The sequence below is a fragment of the Streptomyces sp. NPDC051563 genome (assembly GCF_044454225.1).
Classification (GTDB): Bacteria; Actinomycetota; Actinomycetes; order Streptomycetales; family Streptomycetaceae; genus Streptomyces.
The window spans coordinates 134,115-151,065 of record NZ_JBITDL010000011.1 but is presented as its reverse complement, the minus strand read 5'-3'; the positions used below and the strand labels follow the sequence as shown (position 1 = coordinate 151,065).

General features: G+C 73.4%; 15 protein-coding genes and 1 pseudogene. 11 read left to right on the top strand and 5 right to left on the bottom strand.

What is annotated here, in order from left to right; all coding sequences use genetic code 11:
* Nucleotides 1-173 precede the first annotated feature (173 nt).
* The 3 genes from ACIA8F_RS15420 (at nt 174) to ACIA8F_RS15410 (ending at nt 2,488) form a co-directional block, all read left to right on the top strand.
* Complete coding sequence (locus tag ACIA8F_RS15420) at nt 174-1,418, top strand: sensor histidine kinase (protein ID WP_399379004.1); 1,245 nt, start codon at nt 174-176, stop codon at nt 1,416-1,418.
* Nucleotides 1,415-2,086 (top strand): response regulator, encoded by a 672-nt coding sequence (locus ACIA8F_RS15415; RefSeq protein ID WP_399379002.1) that lies wholly within the window; start codon nt 1,415-1,417, stop codon nt 2,084-2,086. Before ACIA8F_RS15420 ends, ACIA8F_RS15415 begins: the two co-directional genes overlap by 4 nt.
* 153 nt (nt 2,087-2,239) lie before the next feature.
* Nucleotides 2,240-2,488 carry a hypothetical protein gene (locus ACIA8F_RS15410; RefSeq protein WP_399378999.1) on the top strand — a complete coding sequence of 83 codons (249 nt, stop codon included), beginning with the start codon at nt 2,240-2,242 and terminating at the stop codon, nt 2,486-2,488.
* Here the strand turns inward: ACIA8F_RS15410 and ACIA8F_RS15405 are convergent.
* Together ACIA8F_RS15405 and ACIA8F_RS15400 are read right to left on the bottom strand one after the other, a co-directional pair.
* Complete coding sequence (locus ACIA8F_RS15405) at nt 2,460-3,590, bottom strand: alpha/beta hydrolase (protein ID WP_399378997.1); 1,131 nt, start codon at nt 3,588-3,590, stop codon at nt 2,460-2,462. The two genes, ACIA8F_RS15410 and ACIA8F_RS15405, sit on opposite strands and share 29 nt — an antisense overlap.
* Nucleotides 3,591-3,792: 202 nt before the next feature.
* Entirely contained in the window at nt 3,793-4,482 is a 690-nt protein-coding gene (locus ACIA8F_RS15400) for a TetR/AcrR family transcriptional regulator (RefSeq protein ID WP_399378996.1), read from the bottom strand.
* A gap of 89 nt (nt 4,483-4,571) precedes the next feature.
* Here ACIA8F_RS15400 and ACIA8F_RS15395 point away from each other — a divergent pair, with 89 nt between their 5' ends.
* A complete protein-coding gene (locus ACIA8F_RS15395; RefSeq protein WP_399378994.1) occupies nt 4,572-4,886 on the top strand; it encodes a putative quinol monooxygenase in 315 nt (104 codons plus the stop codon).
* A gap of 64 nt (nt 4,887-4,950) precedes the next feature.
* On the opposite strand, the gene ACIA8F_RS15390 is transcribed toward ACIA8F_RS15395, so the two are convergent.
* Complete coding sequence (locus ACIA8F_RS15390) at nt 4,951-6,285, bottom strand: chloride channel protein (RefSeq protein WP_399378992.1); 1,335 nt, start codon at nt 6,283-6,285, stop codon at nt 4,951-4,953.
* Between the two features lie 249 nt (nt 6,286-6,534).
* Between ACIA8F_RS15390 and ACIA8F_RS15385 the strand changes: the two genes are divergently transcribed.
* From ACIA8F_RS15385 to ACIA8F_RS15370, 4 genes are all read left to right on the top strand, one after another.
* The gene (locus tag ACIA8F_RS15385) at nt 6,535-9,735 is read left to right on the top strand and encodes a TIM-barrel domain-containing protein (protein WP_399378990.1); all 3,201 of its coding nucleotides are present in this window, start codon (nt 6,535-6,537) and stop codon (nt 9,733-9,735) included.
* Nucleotides 9,736-9,897: 162 nt separating this feature from the next.
* Nucleotides 9,898-10,824, top strand: coding sequence for an aminoglycoside phosphotransferase family protein (locus ACIA8F_RS15380; protein ID WP_399378988.1), 927 nt, complete (start codon nt 9,898-9,900; stop codon nt 10,822-10,824).
* Between the two features lie 108 nt (nt 10,825-10,932).
* Complete coding sequence (locus ACIA8F_RS15375; RefSeq protein WP_399378986.1) at nt 10,933-11,331, top strand: hypothetical protein; 399 nt, start codon at nt 10,933-10,935, stop codon at nt 11,329-11,331.
* Nucleotides 11,332-11,473: 142 nt separating this feature from the next.
* Complete coding sequence (locus ACIA8F_RS15370) at nt 11,474-12,400, top strand: LysR family transcriptional regulator (protein WP_399378984.1); 927 nt, start codon at nt 11,474-11,476, stop codon at nt 12,398-12,400.
* 15 nt (nt 12,401-12,415) lie between these two features.
* Here the strand turns inward: ACIA8F_RS15370 and ACIA8F_RS15365 are convergent.
* Nucleotides 12,416-13,684, bottom strand: a pseudogene (locus ACIA8F_RS15365) (MFS transporter); the annotation flags it as partial.
* Between the two features lie 38 nt (nt 13,685-13,722).
* A complete protein-coding gene (locus tag ACIA8F_RS15360) occupies nt 13,723-14,349 on the bottom strand; it encodes a TetR/AcrR family transcriptional regulator (protein ID WP_399378983.1) in 627 nt (208 codons plus the stop codon).
* A gap of 113 nt (nt 14,350-14,462) precedes the next feature.
* On the opposite strand from ACIA8F_RS15360, the gene ACIA8F_RS15355 reads away from it, so the two are divergent.
* Genes ACIA8F_RS15355 through ACIA8F_RS15345 form a run of 3 tightly spaced genes read left to right on the top strand, consistent with a single transcriptional unit; the run spans nt 14,463 to nt 16,919 of the window.
* Nucleotides 14,463-14,717 carry a DUF6158 family protein gene (locus ACIA8F_RS15355; protein WP_399378981.1) on the top strand — a complete coding sequence of 85 codons (255 nt, stop codon included), beginning with the start codon at nt 14,463-14,465 and terminating at the stop codon, nt 14,715-14,717.
* A 58-nt stretch (nt 14,718-14,775) separates the two neighbouring features.
* Nucleotides 14,776-15,336 (top strand): TetR/AcrR family transcriptional regulator, encoded by a 561-nt coding sequence (locus tag ACIA8F_RS15350; protein WP_399378979.1) that lies wholly within the window; start codon nt 14,776-14,778, stop codon nt 15,334-15,336.
* Nucleotides 15,337-15,395: 59 nt separating this feature from the next.
* Nucleotides 15,396-16,919, top strand: a complete 1,524-nt coding sequence (locus tag ACIA8F_RS15345; protein ID WP_399378976.1) for an MFS transporter — start codon at nt 15,396-15,398, stop codon at nt 16,917-16,919.
* Nucleotides 16,920-16,951: the final 32 nt, after the last annotated feature.

The window sequence follows — 16,951 nt, the reverse complement described above, 5'->3', positions numbered from 1 at the left end:
GTCCCCGGCCTGCTCACCAGCTCATCAGCGCCCGCCCGCCGAAACGTCGGGTCCGGGGAGGAGCTCCCGCCCGGGACCAGCGACCGGTGCGCGCCCCGGCCAGGACTCCGGTCCTGGTCCGCGCTCCTCCTGGGGGCCCACGGTCCGCGGGCCGTGCGATGGGAAGATGGAGCATGCCGACGATCACCACGGACGAACGGGCGGGCGGGAGCGCGCCCGTCCGGGCCGCGAACCGGGCCCGGATCCCGAACGGGATCCGGGCCCTGAACTGGACCCGCAACGACGCGCTCGTGGCCATCGCCGCCGCCGTCGTGGACCTGGTCGGCTACGGGTTCGGCGCGGCCGGGAACGGCAGGCCCCTCACGGTGTCCGCCCTCGCCCTGGTGGTCCTGACCGCGCCCTGCCTCCTGGCCCGGCGGGTCAGGCCGGTCGCCGTGCTCTGCGCCGTCCTCGCCCTCGGCGTGGCGCTGAACCTGACCACGGCGCAAGACCCGCACTTCTCCGCGGGAGTGACCGTCGCGCTCTACTCCGTGGCCCGCGTGCGCGGCCCGGCGGTCACGGCGGCAGCCGCCTTCGCGGCCGTGCCGCTGACCGTGGCCGGCAGCGGCTCCGGCGGCACGAACGGGTTCATGGGCCTGCTCGGCAACACGGTCGCGGTCCTCCTCGTCGTCGCCGCCGCGCTGCTCACGCGCCGCTGGCAGCTGGAGACCGAGGCCAAGCGCACCCTGCTCGCGGAACGGGCGGTGGCCGAGGAACGCCGCCGCATCGCCCGCGAACTGCACGACATCGTGGCCCACCACATCACCACCATGCAGCTGATGGCCGGCGGCGCGCGGGCCAACCTGGCGCACGACCCGGAGGCGGCCCGCGGGGCCCTGGTCACCCTGGAGGGTTCCGGGCGGATGGCGCTGCGCGAAATGAGGCAGCTGCTCGACGTGCTGCGGGCCGGAGAGGAACCGGAGCACACCCCGCCGGCCCCGCAGCCCGGAACCGGCGACCTGGAGCGGATCGTCGCCGAAGCCCGGCTGGGCGGCCTGGAGACCGGGTTCACCGTGGACGGTCCGGTGCGCCCGCTCCCACCCGCCCTCGGGCTGACGGTGTTCCGCATCGTGCAGGAGGCGCTGACCAACACCCGCAAGCACGCCGGGCGGGCCCGGGCGCACGTACGGCTCGCCTACCACCCGTACGAGGTGACGGTGGAGGTCCGCGACGACGGGACGGGGGACCCGCCTGTGCCTTCGCGGACGGCTCCCGGTTCCGGCTACGGTCTGATCGGAATGCGCGAACGGGTCGCCCTGCAGGGCGGCACCCTGGAGGCGGCCGCCGTGCCCGGCGGCGGATTCCGGGTGGCGGCGCGCCTGCCGGCGCCGCCCGGTCCGGACGCGCCCGGGGAACAGGGAGAGGAAGAACGCGGATGATCCGTGTGCTCATTGCCGACGACCAGCCGCTCGTGCGCACGGGCCTGGCGCTGATCCTGGCCCCCGAGCCGGAGTTCGAGGTGGTCGGCGAGGCCGGGAACGGCGCCGAGGCGGTCGCCCTCGCGCAGCGGCTGCGGCCCGACGTGGTCGTCATGGACATCCGGATGCCGGTCCTGGACGGGGTCGGGGCCACCGCGGAACTGTCCGCGCTGCTGCCGCAGTGCCGGGTCCTGGCGCTGAGCACCTTCGACATGGACGAGTACGTGGTCGCCGCCCTGCGGGCCGGAGCGTACGGGTTCCTGCCCAAGGACGTCTCCCCGGAGGAGCTGACCGCCGCGATCCGCACCGTGTACGCCGGTGAGGCCGCCGTGGCGCCGCGTCTGCTGACCCGGCTGATCTCCACGTACGTACGGGCCCCCGCGACGCGGCCCGTCGGACGGACGGCCGGAGTTCCGGCCGGGCTCACCCCGCGGGAGCGGGAGATCTGGCAGCTGCTGGCCGGCGGACTCGACAACGCCGAGATCGCCGCGGACCTGGACATCAGCGTCTCCACGGTCAAGAACCACATCACCGGCATCTTCGGCAAGCTGGGCGTCCGCGACCGGGCCCAGGCGGTCATCGCCGCGTACGAATCGGGACTGGTGGAGGTCGCCGCCGGGCCGCGCTGAGCGCCAAGTCCCGGGGGAGCGGCGGGCGGAGCCCGGTGCGCACACTTCTGACCTGCCGGAACCCCGCCGGAACACTGGAGGATTCACCCGTGCGCCGGGGGGCAGGTCCATGGCACAGTGCGATCAGCCCAACCGCACGACCAGGGAGTCTCCATGAGCGATCCGCACGCCACGCAGCTCGCGGCCGCCCCGAGCCCGACGGGCCCGACGGGTCAGGCGAGTCCGCTGCCGTGCTGCCCGGTGTGCGAGGACGCCCCGGAACGCATCTCCTGGCGGCAGCGTCCGGGGCAGCCGGTGGTTCTGGTCTTCGAGCCCTGCGGGCACCGGCACGGCTCACCGGCCGCGCCGGTCCTGGCCGTGAGCCCGCCGCCCGTCACGGGCTGGGGACGGGCCCTCGCATGAGCGAGCTGATCCACTGGATGAGCCCGCCGTCGTACATGCCGGGAGCGTAGGTGTAGGCGTCGTGGCCACCGCCCTCGTCGACGTGGAACTTCGTCTTCACCGGCCCCTTGCCGTAGTCCTTGATGAACTTCTCGATCGGGGGCCGGTTCTGGACGTCGCTGCCCTTGGTGCCGACCTGGAAGGCCAGGTCCACCTCCGGGCCGCCCCGCTCGATCAGCTTCTGCGCGAGTTCGGGCGGGCTGTTCTCCGCCTTCTCCCGGGGGTGGCCGTTCCACAGACGTGAGTCGGGGACGATGTCGGGCCCGCCGGCGATCACGGCGCGGAACCGGTCGGGCTTCTGCAGCACCGCCTTGAGCCCGGCGAACCCGCCGGAGGAGCTGCCCATGAAGGCCCAGCCGTCGCGGGACTTGATCGTACGGAACGTCGCGCGGACCAGGTCGGGGACGTCCTCGGTGAGCCAGGTGCCCATCTTCGGCTGGCCGGGGATGTCGCTGCCGTCCCAGTACAGTCCGTCCTTGTCGGAGGCCGGGTTCAGCACGGGCATGGCCAGGATGAAGGGGAGGCTGGCGCCTTCCTTCGACCACTTGGAGATGTCGGCCTCCAGCTTGAGGTTGCTCCCGCTCCAGTAGTTCTCGTTGAAGCCGGGCCCGCCGGGCAGCGCGATCATCACGGGGAAGCCGCTGCGCGCGTACTTCGGGTCGTGGTACTGCGGCGGCACCCAGAGCCAGACCTTGCCGGTGAAGTGGGACTTCTTCCCGGCGAGGGTGGTCACCATCACCTTGCTGCCGTCCTCCGGGATGGTGCCGGACACCTTGAGCTCGGGCGTCGGTCCGGTGGGCATCAGGGTCAGCGGGTCGCCCGCCGTGTCACCGGCCTTCCCCTGCGCCGTGGTGCGGGGCTCGTCGAGGTGCACGGTGTCGCCGACGTCGCCGCCGCCGTCGGACCGGTTGAGGTGGGTCACGAACCCGATGGTCATCCCGACCACGACCGTCAGCGGGACGGCCACTCCGGCCCACCGCCGCCACCTGGGCGGCCGGTCGGGGGAACACCCCGGGACCCGGCCGTGTCCGTGCTGCGCCTCCCGGCGATTGCCCTGCTTCATCGTGCGCGACTCCTGAGCCCGTACCGAGGCGGCCGGTGTGGCTGCCGGGGAGTGAGAGTCCACGAGGAAAGGAATGGTTCGTCACTAAAGGCTACGAAAAGGGCAAAATGCTGGTCATGTCGGGCTGACCATCCCGGGACCGGTCATGTCCGGCCGGTCACGTCCGGACCGGTCACGTCCGGATCGGTCACGTCCGGGCCGGTCATGCCGGGCTGGTCATGCCCGTGACGATGAGATCGATGCCGGCGAGGAACTGCGCGCGGTCGTCGTGATCGAGTCCCTCGTCCGCGAGCGCCCGGATGAAGGGGTACTCCTCGGGGCTGAGGTCCTTCCACGACTGCGCCACGGTGCCGATGTATGCGCTGCGATCGGCTTCCGGGCCGAGGCCGCGGGCGCGCATCCGGTTCGCGGCGTTCTGGCCGGCGGCGCCGAGGACGTAGTGCACCAGCGCGGAGGTCGCGGTGAACCAGCTGCTCGCGGGCACGTCCAGCGCGTGCACCTGCCGCCCGATGGCCTCCAGGACCCGGAGCGCCACCGGGCCGGAGGGGTGGTGGGCGAGCTGCGCGGCGAGCTGGTCCGCGAGCCACGGGTGCGCCTCGACGGCGTCGAAGAGGCCGAGGGCCACGGCGTGGATCTCTCCCCGCGGTCCGTCCGGCCCGTCGGCGAGGGCTGCGGCGACGGTGTGCTCGGTGGCCGCGGCCAGCAGTTCGCCCTTGCCGGCCACGTGCCAGTAGATGGCCCCGGGGCCGGTGGCCAGGCGTTCGCTCAGGGCCCGGAAGGTCAGCCCGCTCTCGCCCGCCCGGTCCAGCAGGTCGACGGCGGCCTCGACGATCCGCTCACGGGAGAGGGCGTCGGTGCGCCGCTCGGGCTTCTTGCGCGTCGGTGGTGTCACCCCGCCATTTTGACATGGCTGGAACGCCGTTCCACACTGGGCGATGGAACGGCGTTCCAGACAGCTCGCGTGAGACAGCAGGAGGAACCATGGCACTGCAGGACCAGCCCGCGTACCTGATCAGGATGAAGGCCAAGCCCGGACTCGGTGACAAGCTCTTCGAGCTGGCCACGGCCGGGATGGAGAAGTCGGGGTCCTCGGACCGTTTCATCATCGCCCGCGAGGACGCCGACCCCGACGTGCTGTGGAACATGGAGGTGTTCCGGAGCCGCGAGGCGAAGGACGCGTACGAGAACAGCCCCCTCGCGGACGAACTCCGCGACGAGATCATCGGCCTGCTCGCCGAGCCGCCGCTGCGGATCGAAGTCCACCCGTACTCCGCCCTGCCCGCCGGCCCGGCCTGAACGACCGGAAACCGGCCGTCCGCGGGGCCCGGCCTGAGCGGCCCGGGGCCCGGCCGCCCCGGGCTCAGGCGTCGGCGGGGGCGGGCTGGAGGTGGGCCGGGTCCGCGGGCCGCTGGCGGTCGATCAGGGCCGAGGCCAGCAGCGCGGTGACCGCCGAGAGCACGAGCAGCGGCATCAGGGTGGGCGACTCCTTGCCCAGCAGCGCGGCGGCCAGGACCACGCCGGTCACCGGGAGCCGGGTACCGGCCACCCCGGCCGCGCAGATGCCGGCCGCCAGGGCCGGAGCCATGCCGAATCCGGGAAGGCTGCCGAAGGCGATGCCGATCGCCGCCCCGATCATGATGGACGGGAAGATGGGGCCACCCCGGAGGCTGCCCAGGGCGATGCCCCAGCCGATCAGTTTGAAGAGGGCGAGGGCCACCAGCGCGCCCACGCCCCAGGCCGAGGGGTCGGCGGCCAGCTGGCCGACGGTGTTCTGCCCGGACAGGGCCACCTCTTCGGGAGAGCGTCCGGTGATCAGCGCGTAGGCGGTGACGCAGAGACCGACGGCCACCGCGCACAGGATGATCCGCTGCGCGGAGGCGCCCACCCAGCCGTGCACCCGCAGGCCCGCCGACTTGCCCAGGGCGACGAGCACGCCGATCAGGGCGGCCATGGGGATGCCCCACAGGAAGTCGCCCGCGTCGGGCAGGCCGGCGGCGGGTTCCTGGGGGAGGGTCAGCGCGCCGATGCCGAGGCCGGTCCAGTGTCCGAAGCCGGTGAAGACCAGGGCTCCGACCCCGCTGGCGACCAGGGCGGGCAGGATCAGTACGAGGATGCGCGCGCCCCCCGCCACGAGGGCGGCTCCCTCCAGCACCATCACCACCGGGATCAGCGGGCTGCCGAAGATGGTGCTGATGGCGGCGGTGGACCCGGCCATGCCGAGCACGGTGGCCAGCTCCGGCTCGGTCGCGCGCTTGGCGGCGCGGATGCTGAGCAGGGCGAGTCCGCTGCCGATCGCCATCAGGGGCGCCTCGGGGCCGAGCATCACGCCGAGGGGCAGGCAGGCCAGTGCGGCCAGGATCACGCTCAGGGTCTCGTTGGGCATCGTCGGCGGGCCGCCGAAGCCGTAGGCGGGGACGTGTCCGCCGGCGCCGGTCATCCGCGTGATGATCGGCGCGGCCAGCAGGCCGGCGAGGGTGAGCGTGGGCAGCCCCCACCACCACGGGGGGCGGGAGTAGCCGAGCAGGTCGGGTGCGGTGTGCCAGACCCAGTGCTGGAGTTCGTGTTCGAGGCTGACGAAGCCGAAGGCGAACAGCGAGACCGGGATGCCGATGAGCGCCGAGAGGGCGAGCAGGCGCAGGGTCCCGGGGGCGAGGAGGATCTGACGGAGCGATGCGGGCTGTTTCGCCTGTTCCATGAGCGCCGGGCCCTCCAGAAAAGTCCGTAGTTCGTCCCAGGGTCACGGCGGTGGTCGGGCCACGCAGGGCGGGTGGGCCATACGAGTGAAGGGCCGGTCGGGCTCCTCATGTCCCCTCCTCGTGTTCAAAGGTGCTCGTTGACCAGCCATTCCAATCATCTTCCTTCAAATGGGGCCTCTGGACCGCTATGTTGCCCGGTGCATGCCAAGAGGCGTGTGCGCAGTCCGGACCGCACGAGGAGCCGCCCCATGAGACTCATCAGCATCCGCAGACGCCCACGGCGGCGGCGCGCCCCGGTGGCCGCACTGCTCGCCGCGGCCCTCGCCGCGGCCGGTCTGGCCACCGCCGGCGCCCTTTCCTCCCCGGCCGAGGCGGCCGCCTCGGCACCGGCCCCCACCACGGCGGGCAACGCCACCGGGCTCACCCGGTCCGGGAACACCTTCACCATCGCAACCGCCGGCGGGGCCAAGGCCCGGGTGGTCGTCGCCCGCGCCGACATCTTCCGGCTCTGGCTCTCACCCGACGGGGCCTTCACCAACGACCCGGCCGGCACCGACCTCGCCCCCACCACCGACTTCGGCCCCGTGAGCGCCGCCTGGACCGACGCGGGCGGCTACTACAAGATCACCACCGGCTCCCTGACCATCCGGGCCAACAAGACCCCGCTGCAGTTCTCCGTCTACCGCGCCGACAACTCCACCCTCGTCTGGCAGGAGACCCAGCCCACCTCCTGGACCGGCAGCCAGACCACCCAGTACCTCGCGCGCGGAGCGGACGAGCAGTTCTACGGAACGGGCCTGCGCCTGGGCGAATGGGCCCTGCGCGGCAAGACCGTCCCGATCGCGGTCGACAACAAGTGGCGCGAGAACAACAACGCCAGCCCCGCCCCCTTCTACGTGTCGACCAACAACTACGGCGTGATGCGCAACACCTGGGCCCCGGGCTCGTACGGTTTCAACGCGCCCACCACCCTCACCCACGACGAGAAGCGCTTCGACGCCTGGTACTTCACCGGCGACTCCCTCAAGACCGTCCTCGACGCCTACACCGACGTCAGCGGCAAGCCCTTCATGGCTCCGGCCTGGGGCTTCGAACTCGGCAACGCCGACTGCTTCAACGCCTCCAACCCGGCCTACCAGGGCGACCACGACCGGCTCCGCCACCAGACCACCCCGGACGTCGTCGGCTACGCCACGGACGCCCGCGCCGCGGACATGCCCTCGGGCTGGTTCCTGCCCAACGACGGCTACGGCTGCGGCTACACGGCGCCGCTGAAGTCCACGGTCGACGCGCTCAAGGCCAAGGGGTTCCAGACCGGACTGTGGACCTCGACCGGCCTCGGCGGCATCAACGACGAGGTCGGGAGCGCCGGTTCCCGTGGAGTGAAGACCGACGTCGCCTGGATCGGCGGCGGTTACAAGACGGCCTTCTCGGGTGTCCAGCAGGCCGTCGACGGCATAGAGAAGAACTCCGACGCCCGCCGCTACGTCTGGACCGTCGACGGCTGGGCCGGCACCCAGCGCAACGCCGTCGTCTGGACCGGTGACACCAACGGCACCTGGGACGACATGCGCTGGCACGTCCCCGCCATCGCCGGCGCCGGCCTCTCCGGCCTCAACTACGCCTCCGGCGACGTCGACGGGATCTTCGCCGGCAGCCCCAAGACGTACGCCCGCGACCTCCAGTGGAAGGCCTTCACCCCGGCCTTCATGACCATGTCCGGCTGGGGAGCCACCGGCCCGTCCGCCGGGTACCAGGACAAGCAGCCCTGGCGGTTCGCGGAACCGTACCTCTCGATCAACCGCAAGTACCTCCAGCTGAAGATGCGGCTCATGCCGTACCTGTACACGATGAGCCGGACCGCGCACGAGACCGGCGTGCCGAGCACCCGCCCGATGGTCCTGGAGTACCCCGACGATCCGGTGGCGCGCGGCAACCTGACCAGCGGCCAGTTCATGGCCGGGGACTCCTTCCTCGTCGCGCCCGTGGTCTCCGACACCTCCGTGCGCGACGGCATCTACCTGCCGGCCGGCACGTGGACGGACTACTGGACGGGCAAGACCTACGCCGGACCGGGCTGGCTCAACGGCTACCAGGCCCCGCTCGACACCCTGCCCCTCTTCGTCAAGGGCGGCGCCATCGTCCCGATGTGGCCGCAGATGAACTACACGGGGGAGAAGCCCGTCTCCACCCTCACCTACGACATCCACCCGCGCGGCGCCACCTCCTTCAGCCTCTACGAGGACGACGGCATCACCCGCGCCCACGAGACGGGCGCCTTCGCCCGCCAGCAGGTCGACGTCACCGCCCCCGCCTCCGGATCCGGCACGGTCACCGTGTCCGTCTCCGCCCCGGTCGGCAACTACACCGGCAAACCGGCCTCGCGCGGCTACGAGTTCAGCCTCCACGTGGCCACCGCCCCGACCGCGCTCACCGTGGACGGAGCCGCCCTCACCCGGCTGACCAGCAAGGCCGCCTACGACGCGGCGGCCACGGGCTGGTTCTTCGACGCCGCCGACCGCGGCGGAATCCTGTGGACCAAGACCGGGACGAAGTCGGCCGCCTTCAGCGTCTCCGCCACCGGCACCTCCGTCCCGGCCGCCGACCCCATCCCGGTCACCTCCAGCCCCGTCCCGCAGTCGGCCTGGACCCTGGTCTCCGCCGACAGCCAGGAGACCGGCGGCGAGAACGGCGCAGCCCGCAATGGCTTCGACGGGAACACCGGGACCATCTGGCACACCGCCTGGTCCGGCTCCGCGCCCGCACCGCTCCCGCACGAGATCCAGATCGACCTCGGCGCCCGCTACACGGCCGACGGCCTCGGCTACCTGCCCCGCCAGGACGGCGGGGTCAACGGCCGGATCGGCTCCTACGAGGTGTACGTCTCGGACACCACCACCGACTGGGGATCCCCGGTGGCCGCCGGCACCTTCGCCGACACGGCGGCCCTGAAATCGGTCTCCCTGTCCGCGAAGGCGGGCCGCTACCTCCGCCTCAAGGCACTGACCGAGGCGGGCGGCCGGGGCCCCTGGACCAGCGCCGCCGAGATCACCCTCACCGGCCGTGCGACCCCGCTGCCCGCGGCCGCCACCCTGGTCAACGGGGCCTCGGCCACCTGCATCGACCTTCCGGGCAGCGCCACCACCCCCGGCACCCAGCCCACGCTCTACAGCTGCCACGGCGGCCCCAACCAGCGCTGGACCCTCCAGGGCGACGGCCGGCTCACCGGCCTCGGCGGAGCCTGCCTGGACGCCGCCACCGCCGGCGCCGTCGCGATCCAGACCTGCAACGGCAGCTCCGGCCAGACCTGGCAGACCGGCCCGGACGGCAGTCTGCGCAACTCCGGCCAGTGCCTGACCCCGGCCGGCTCCGCGACCGCCAACGGCACCAAGCTCACCCGGGTCGCGTGCGCCACGACCGCGGCCCAGCGCTGGACGTTCACGCCGTGAACCCCCGGGGCACGCCCCTGAGGTTCCCGGCACGTTGATGAGAGCCGCCTGACACCCCCCACCGAGCCCGGTCCGGCATCCAGCCGGGCCGGGCTCCGGAGCGTGCGGGGCGCGGCGGTTACCGTGGAGCCCGCGCTCCCCGGACCCTCCAGGAAGGTGCTCATGCCCGCCGCGAAGATGCACGCCGACGAACCCGACATCGACACCACCCTCGTGCGCGGCCTGATCGCAGGTCAGTTCCCGCACTGGGCGGAGCTTCCGGTCGAGCGGGTGGACTCCGCCGGGACGTCGAACGCCATGTACCGGCTCGGCACCGACCTGGTCGTACGGCTGCCGCGCACCCCGGGCGCGGCCGGCGACGTGGCCACGGAACACGTCTGGCTGCCCCGCCTCGCCCCGGGCCTGCCGGCCGCCATTCCCGTCCCCCTCGGGATGGGGCGGCCCGCCGGGGGCTACCCCTGGTCCTGGTCCGTCTTCGGCTGGGTGCCCGGCGAGAACCCGGTGCCCGGCCGGATCGCGGAGCCGGAGCTCCTGGCCGCGGACCTGGCGGAGTTCGTCGCCGCCCTGCACCGGGCCGAACCGGCGGGCGCCCCGGCCTCCTACCGCAGCGAGACCCTGGCCGCCCGGGACGCCGCCACCCGTGCCGCGATCGCGGAACTGGGCGCCGCCGCCGACGACGCAGACGCCGCCGACGAGGTGGACGCGGCGGCGGCGACCGCCCTGTGGGATGAGGCCCTGCGGGCCGAACCCTGGTCCGGGCCCCCGGTCTGGATCCACGCCGACCTGCAACCGGGGAACCTGCTCCTCGCCGACGGACGGCTCGCCGCCGTCATCGACTTCGGCTGCGCCGGTCTCGGCGAACCCGCCGTGGACCTGATCGCGGCCTGGTACGTCCTCCCGGCCGCCGCCCGCCCCGCCTTCCGGGCCGCCCTCGCCGCCGACGGGGCGATGTGGACGCGCGCCCGCGGCTGGGCCCTGTCGATCGCCCTCATGGAACTGGCCTACTACAAGGAGACGAACCCCGTCATGGCCGCCATCGCCCGCCACGTCATCGGCGAACTCCTCGCGGAGGCACCGGGCCCCGAATGACCGGAACGCGCACGGGACCGGGCGCGAATGACGGGAACGCGCACGATCCGACCGGACGGTCGGCCGGGGTGTGGATCGTTGTCGGTGCCGGTTGCGAGCATGGGAGGCATGACACCTTTCCTTCTGACCGACATCGACCGGGCCGTCCGCAGCAGTTGGAGCGCGATGACGTGCACGCCCGAGTACCGCGACCGGTGGACCAGGGAGAACCCTGCCCGCGACCAGTGCGGGGTCACCGCCCTCGTCCTCAACGACCTGCTGGGCGGCGAGCTGCTCCGCGGCGAGGTCCTCGTCGACGGCGAACGCGTGGACTACCACTGGTGGAACCGCCTCGGCCTGGGCATAGAGATCGACCTCACCCGGGAGCAGTTCGCGCCCGAGGAGAAGATCACCGAGGGGACCGTCGTCCCCCGCCCCCCGGACAGTGAACTGCGCCGCCTGCGCACGGAGTACGAGCTCCTGCGCGACGCGGTGACTGCCGAGCTCGCCCGTACGGCGCAAGCCTGAAGCATCGGGTCGGCACCCGGTTCCGCCCTCGCGATGACGGGACCGGGTTGCCGCCCTGGGCCGTGAACCGATCGTCGGACAGCCGGACATCCAAGTCAATCCTCCGGATTTCTGGCAACCCCCCAGGGATAACTTGGGTGTTGTGACTCTCGATGATCTCCGCGTCTTCATCGCCGTCTGCCGGGCGGGCAGCCTCAGCGCCGTCGCCCGCGACCTCGGCCGCACCCAGTCCGCCGTCAGCCAGCACATCCGCCGGCTGGAGAAGGAGACCGGCGCCGCACTCCTGGAACGGCACCCGCGCGGAGTCTCGCCCACCGCGGCCGGGCTGATCCTCCGGGCGGCAGCCGCCGACGGCATCGCCGGGCTCGACGGGGCCCTGCGCCGGCTCGACGCCCTCGTACGGGGCGACGGCGGCTCGGTCCGCGTCACCACCGGGGCCACGACCGTGCGCCACTTCATGGCCGAGGCGATCGTCGCCTTCCGCGGCAGCCACCCACGGGTCAGCCTGGAGTTCCGGACCGAGAACTCCAGCCGCAGCTGCTTCGAAGCCCTCGCCGCCGACGATCTCGACCTCGCGTGGATCACCATCGGAGCCCCCGTCCGGGGCATCGAACAACGCCCCGTCATGCGGCTGCCCTGGGTCCTCGCCGTCGCCGCCGACGACCCCCTCGCCACCCGTTCCCGGCTGGAACCGGCCGACCTCGGCGCCCTGCGCCACATCCGGCTGCCGGAGAACTCCACCTCCCGCGCCCACCTCGACGCCGCCCTCGCCGACGCGGGCATCCGGATCAGCTCCGACACCAGCGCCGCCGACTGGGACACGGCCCTCCTCCTCGCCGAACTGGGCCTGGGGCACGCCGTCGTACCCGCACTGCCCGGCTGGCAGGTCCCCGGCTCAGACGGACCGCTGCGCCTGGTGCCGCTCCCCGTCCTGCCGCCGCTCGCCGTCGGCTGGGCCGTCCGGCGCTGGTCCGCCCTCGCCCCGCTCGCCCGCGCCTTCGCCGACGAGGTGGCGCGCAGCTGCACGGTCCGCGCGGCCGCCGGCGGGGGCGGGCGGGGCGGGCCGTGACTCCGGGAGGGGAGCGGGTGGAAGGGGAGCGGGCCTTCGTGACGCGGGCAGCCGGGAAGCGGGCAGCCGGGAGGCGGGCAGCAGTCCTACGGCGGCCAGCGCGGCCAGCGCCACGGGCGAAGCCCCGGTCCCCGCGGCCACCGCGATGCCGAGGGCGGGCCCCACGTTCATCGCGGTCTGCTTGAGCCCGCCCACCACCCCCGCGTGCCCGGCCGGGGCGTCCCCGACCACCGTTCCGGTGGCCGTCACCATCACCGCGGCGAAGCCCGCGCCGAGCACCCCGAAGCCCCAGCCCGGACCCAGCCCCGTGATCCCGAGCGCCACCAGCCCGGTCCCCGCCATCGCCGTCCCGCGGGCACCGAACCGCCGCAGCAGGGCCCCCGCCACCGGTGCGCCCACGACCATCGCGGCCGTCATCGGCAGCACGCGCAGCCCGGTGGCGAGCGGATCCAGCCCCGCCGCGTCCTGGAGCGCGAAGCTGGCCGCGAACAGTGCCCCGAACAGGGCGGCGGAGACCAGGGCCAGCAGTGCGACGGACGCCGTCACCGGGACGGAGCGGGCCACCGGGCGCGGCACCAGGGGCTGGGCGGAGCGGCGCTCCGAGCGGACGAGCAGGGCCGCCAGCGCGGCCGCGGCGGCGAACCCGGTCAGGGTGCGGGGCCCCGACCAGCCGTGTTCCGGTACGCCGGCCAGCGCGTGGACCAGCGCCGCGAGGGCCGTCGCGAGGAGGGCCGCACCGCCGGGCCGGATCCGGCCGCCGTGTTCGGTGGCCGGTGGCGCGGGGACCCGTACGCACAGGGCCGCCGCCGCGATCGCCAGGGCGGCGGGCACGTTCGCCACGAACACCGCGCGCCAGCCGAAGCGTTCGACCAGCAGGCCCCCGAGCAGCGGTCCGGCCGCCGCGGCCAGTCCGATCGCCGCGGTCCGCACCGCGATGGGCCCGCCGATCCGCTCGGGCGGGTACGCGAGCCGCAGCAGGGCGAGCGTCGCCGGCTGGAGCAGCGCCCCGAACAGCCCCTGGGCCGCCCGCAGGGCGATCACCCAGCCGACCCCGGGAGCGAGCGCGATGCCCGCCGAGGCCGCGGCGAAGCCGAGTACGCCGGTGAACACCAGCCGGGCGTGCCCGTACCGGTCGCCCAGCCGGCCGGCGAGCACCAGGAAGGCGGCCACGCTCAGCAGGTACGCGCCGCTCGTCCACTGCACCTCGGCCAGACTCGCGCCGAGGTCCCGCCGCAGACGGGGCTGCGCCATCAGCAGCACGGTCCCGTCGAGGGCGACGAGCATCGCTCCGGCCGCGCTGACGCAGAGCGCGAGGCGGGGCCTCACGGGCGCAGGTGTGCGTCGACCGCGGCGTCGACGACCCGGTCGAGCGTCACCTCGGGGTCGCCGCCGAGGGCGAGCGGCAGGCTGCCGCGGGACCACAGCTGGGCCGCGCCGTGCAGATTGGCCCACAGCGCCGCGGCGGTGATCCGGGGCTCGCCTTCGGTCCGGCACCGGGCGACGAGGGAGACGAGCAGCTCGAACATCGGCAGCGTGGACTCCCTGAGCGGGGCCTCAGGAGCTCCAGCAGCCCCAGCAGCCCCCGGAGTCTCCACCGTCCCGTCCCGCCCGGAGCCGTCCAGCAGATCGTGGCGGAACATCAGCTCGAACATCCCCGGGCGCTCCAGCGCGTAGCCGACGTACACGCGGCCCAGCGCCCGCACCTGCCCGCGCGGGTCCTCCGCCCCCGGGCCCGCCAGCGCGGCGGGAATGCGCGAGCCGAGCTCCCCGAACCCGCGCCGGGCGATCGCGGAGAGCAGCGCGTGATGCGTGGGGAAGTACCGTCGCGGCGCCCCGTGGGAGACCCCGGCCCGGCGGGCGATCTCCCGCAGGCCGAGCGCGGCGCTCCCCTCGCCCGTCACGAGCTCCACGCCGGCGTCGATCAGCCGCTCACGCAGTCCACTGTCCATGGACACTGTCTACCAGCAGTTCGTAGACAGTGTCTATCACCGCCCTTCCGCGATGATGGGATGAGCGCGGCCGGGCGAGGCGTCCGGCCCGGCCGAGGGAGAGGTGACCTGCCATGGCGGAGCACGAGACGCGCGAACCCGGGCCGTCGGCGGGCGGGCTCGAAGAGGGCCGCCTGATGAAGGAACTCGAAGCCATCCACCGCACGCGCCACGAAACCCTGCTGCACGGTTCGGACGACGCCCTGGTCACGCACACCCAGCGGATGGCCGAACTGGAACGCGAGTACGTCCGCCGCCACCCCGAACGCGCCCAGACCCCGGGCCGCACCCGCTCGGGCGCCCGGGCCCGCACGGAGGGCCAGGGCTGAGCAACAGATTTGCATCATGTGAGACAAATTTGTATCGTTTGATACGAAGGAGGATCGCATGATGAACGACGAAGAGCTGCTGGACGGCGCCGCGCGCGTGCTCGCCGGTGATCACAGTGCCTCCATGGCACACATCGCCGCAGGCATCGGCACCAGCCGTGCCACGCTCAGCCGCCGCTACGCCACCCGCGAGGCACTCCTCAAGGCCGTCGCCGTCCGGGCCATCGACGTGGTCGACGGGTGCCTGGCCCCCGCCGATCTGCCCGCCGCCGCCGACGGGGCCGAGTTCGACGCCGCGCTGGAGCGGCTCGTCACCGGGCTGCTGCCCGCCGCGCACCTGTACGGGTTCACCGCCCGCGATGCCACCGTGCTCGCCGACCCCGAATTCCGGGCCGGGATCCAGCGCCAGGACGAGCGGGCCCTCGGCTTCCTCGCCCTCGGCCAGCGCCTCGGCCGGCTCCGCGTCGACCTGCCCGCGTACTGGATCTGGTACTCGCTCTGGGGACTGCTCGACGCCGCCGCCGAGGGCGTCCGCGACGGACACCTCGCCCGGCGCGACATCGGCCGGCTCGTCCTCGCCTCCTTCCTCAGCGGAACCCGCCCGTCTCCGGCGGCCTGAGCCCGCGCCCCCGAACCCCACCCCCGTACGACCGTGAAACAACCGTGAACGGAAACCCCATGCACACCCCCACGCAGGACCCGCGCCGCTGGATCGTGCTCGCGATCCTCTCCGGCAGTCTCCTGCTCATCTCGATGGACACCACGATCCTCAACGTGGCCTTCCCCTCGCTCGTCGGCGACCTCCAGCCGGGCGCCGTACAGCAGCTGTGGATCATCGACATCTACGCGCTCGCCCTCTCCGGGCTGCTCGTCACCGCCGGCGCCCTGGGCGACCGCTGGGGCCGCAAGCGGCTCCTCATGGCGGGCTTCGGCATCTTCGCCCTCGCCTCGCTCATCGCCGTGTTCTCCACCGAGGCCTGGCACGTCATCGCGGCCCGCGCCCTCCTCGGCGTCGGCGGCGCCGCGATCATGCCGTCCACCCTGTCGATCCTGCGCAGCGTCTTCACCGACGCCAAGGAACGCGCCTTCGCCCTCGCCGTCTGGGCCGCCGTCTTCGGCGGCGGCATGGCCTTCGGCCCCGTCATCGGCGGCCTGCTCGTCCAGGACTACGGCTGGCACTCCGCCTTCCTCCTCAACCTGCCCGTCACCGCCGTGATCGTCGTGGCCGGCCTGCGCTACCTCCCCGAATCCCGCTCCCCGCGCGCCGCCGGGAAGTGGGACTGGACCGGCGTGGGGCAGTCCATCGTCGGCATGCTCGCCCTCGCCGGCGGCATCAAGCAGCTCGGCAAGAGCGGCGTCGCCGACCCGCTGCCCTGGGCCCTGCTGATCCTCGCCGCCGTATCGCTGACCCTCTTCGTCCGCCGCCAGCTGCGCGTGCCCAACCCGCTGCTCCAGGTCCGGCTCTTCACCAAGCCCGCCTTCAGCGTGGCCGCCACCGCGATCTTCCTGCCCATGGTGGGCATGGGCGCGATCCTGTTCCTGGTCACCCAGTGGCTCCAGTACGGGCAGGGCTACACCCCGCTCGAGGCGGGCCTGCGCCTGCTGCCCGCCCCGCTCGCGCTGATCTGCGCCTCGATGGTCGCCCCGACCCTCATGCAGCGCTTCGCGATCCGCCACGTGCTCGGCGGCGGTCTGGTGGTCCTCGCCGCGGGCATGGCCCTGCCCTGGACGCTCCAGCAGTTCACCGGCCTCGGCTACCCCGCCTTCGCGGCGGCGCTGACCATCATGGGCCTGGGCGCGGGCATCGCCACCACCGTCGCCTCGGTGACCCTCATCTCCGCGGCCCCGGCCGACGAGGTCTCCAGTGCCGCGGCCATCGAGGAGACCTGCTACGAACTCGGCTCGGCCATGGGCGTCGCCATCCTCGGCTCCACCGCCGCCGCGCTCTACCGGGGCAACCTCCCGGCGCTGGGCCTGGACGCCCCGACCACGGCCGCCGTACGGGACTCCGTGGGCGAGGCCGCCCACACCGCCGAACAGCTCGGCGGCACCCTCGGCCGGACCCTGCTCGAGGCCGCCTCGCAGGCCTACACCCTGGCGATCACCCCGGCGTTCCTGATGGCCGGCGTCCTCGCGATCGCCGCAGCGGCGACCGCCTGGACACTGATCCCGCGCGACCTGCGGCCGACCGAGAACCACTAGGCCGGCTCTCGGAGGAGCGAGGGCGTACGCGG

Bases quoted from the DNA above. Each gene is read 5' to 3' on its own strand.
- ACIA8F_RS15410 (WP_399378999.1), top strand. From the start codon at position 2,240: ATGAGCGATCCGCACGCCACGCAGCTCGCGGCCGCCCCGAGCCCGACG.
- ACIA8F_RS15385 (WP_399378990.1), top strand. From the start codon at position 6,535: ATGAGACTCATCAGCATCCGCAGACGCCCACGGCGGCGGCGCGCCCCG.
- ACIA8F_RS15355 (WP_399378981.1), top strand. From the start codon at position 14,463: ATGGCGGAGCACGAGACGCGCGAACCCGGGCCGTCGGCGGGCGGGCTC.
- ACIA8F_RS15375 (WP_399378986.1), top strand. From the start codon at position 10,933: ATGACACCTTTCCTTCTGACCGACATCGACCGGGCCGTCCGCAGCAGT.
- ACIA8F_RS15380 (WP_399378988.1), top strand. From the start codon at position 9,898: ATGCCCGCCGCGAAGATGCACGCCGACGAACCCGACATCGACACCACC.
- ACIA8F_RS15390 (WP_399378992.1), bottom strand. From the start codon at position 6,285: ATGGAACAGGCGAAACAGCCCGCATCGCTCCGTCAGATCCTCCTCGCC.
- ACIA8F_RS15345 (WP_399378976.1), top strand. From the start codon at position 15,396: ATGCACACCCCCACGCAGGACCCGCGCCGCTGGATCGTGCTCGCGATC.
- ACIA8F_RS15420 (WP_399379004.1), top strand. From the start codon at position 174: ATGCCGACGATCACCACGGACGAACGGGCGGGCGGGAGCGCGCCCGTC.
- ACIA8F_RS15350 (WP_399378979.1), top strand. From the start codon at position 14,776: ATGATGAACGACGAAGAGCTGCTGGACGGCGCCGCGCGCGTGCTCGCC.
- ACIA8F_RS15395 (WP_399378994.1), top strand. From the start codon at position 4,572: ATGGCACTGCAGGACCAGCCCGCGTACCTGATCAGGATGAAGGCCAAG.
- ACIA8F_RS15415 (WP_399379002.1), top strand. From the start codon at position 1,415: ATGATCCGTGTGCTCATTGCCGACGACCAGCCGCTCGTGCGCACGGGC.
- ACIA8F_RS15405 (WP_399378997.1), bottom strand. From the start codon at position 3,590: ATGAAGCAGGGCAATCGCCGGGAGGCGCAGCACGGACACGGCCGGGTC.
- ACIA8F_RS15360 (WP_399378983.1), bottom strand. From the start codon at position 14,349: ATGGACAGTGGACTGCGTGAGCGGCTGATCGACGCCGGCGTGGAGCTC.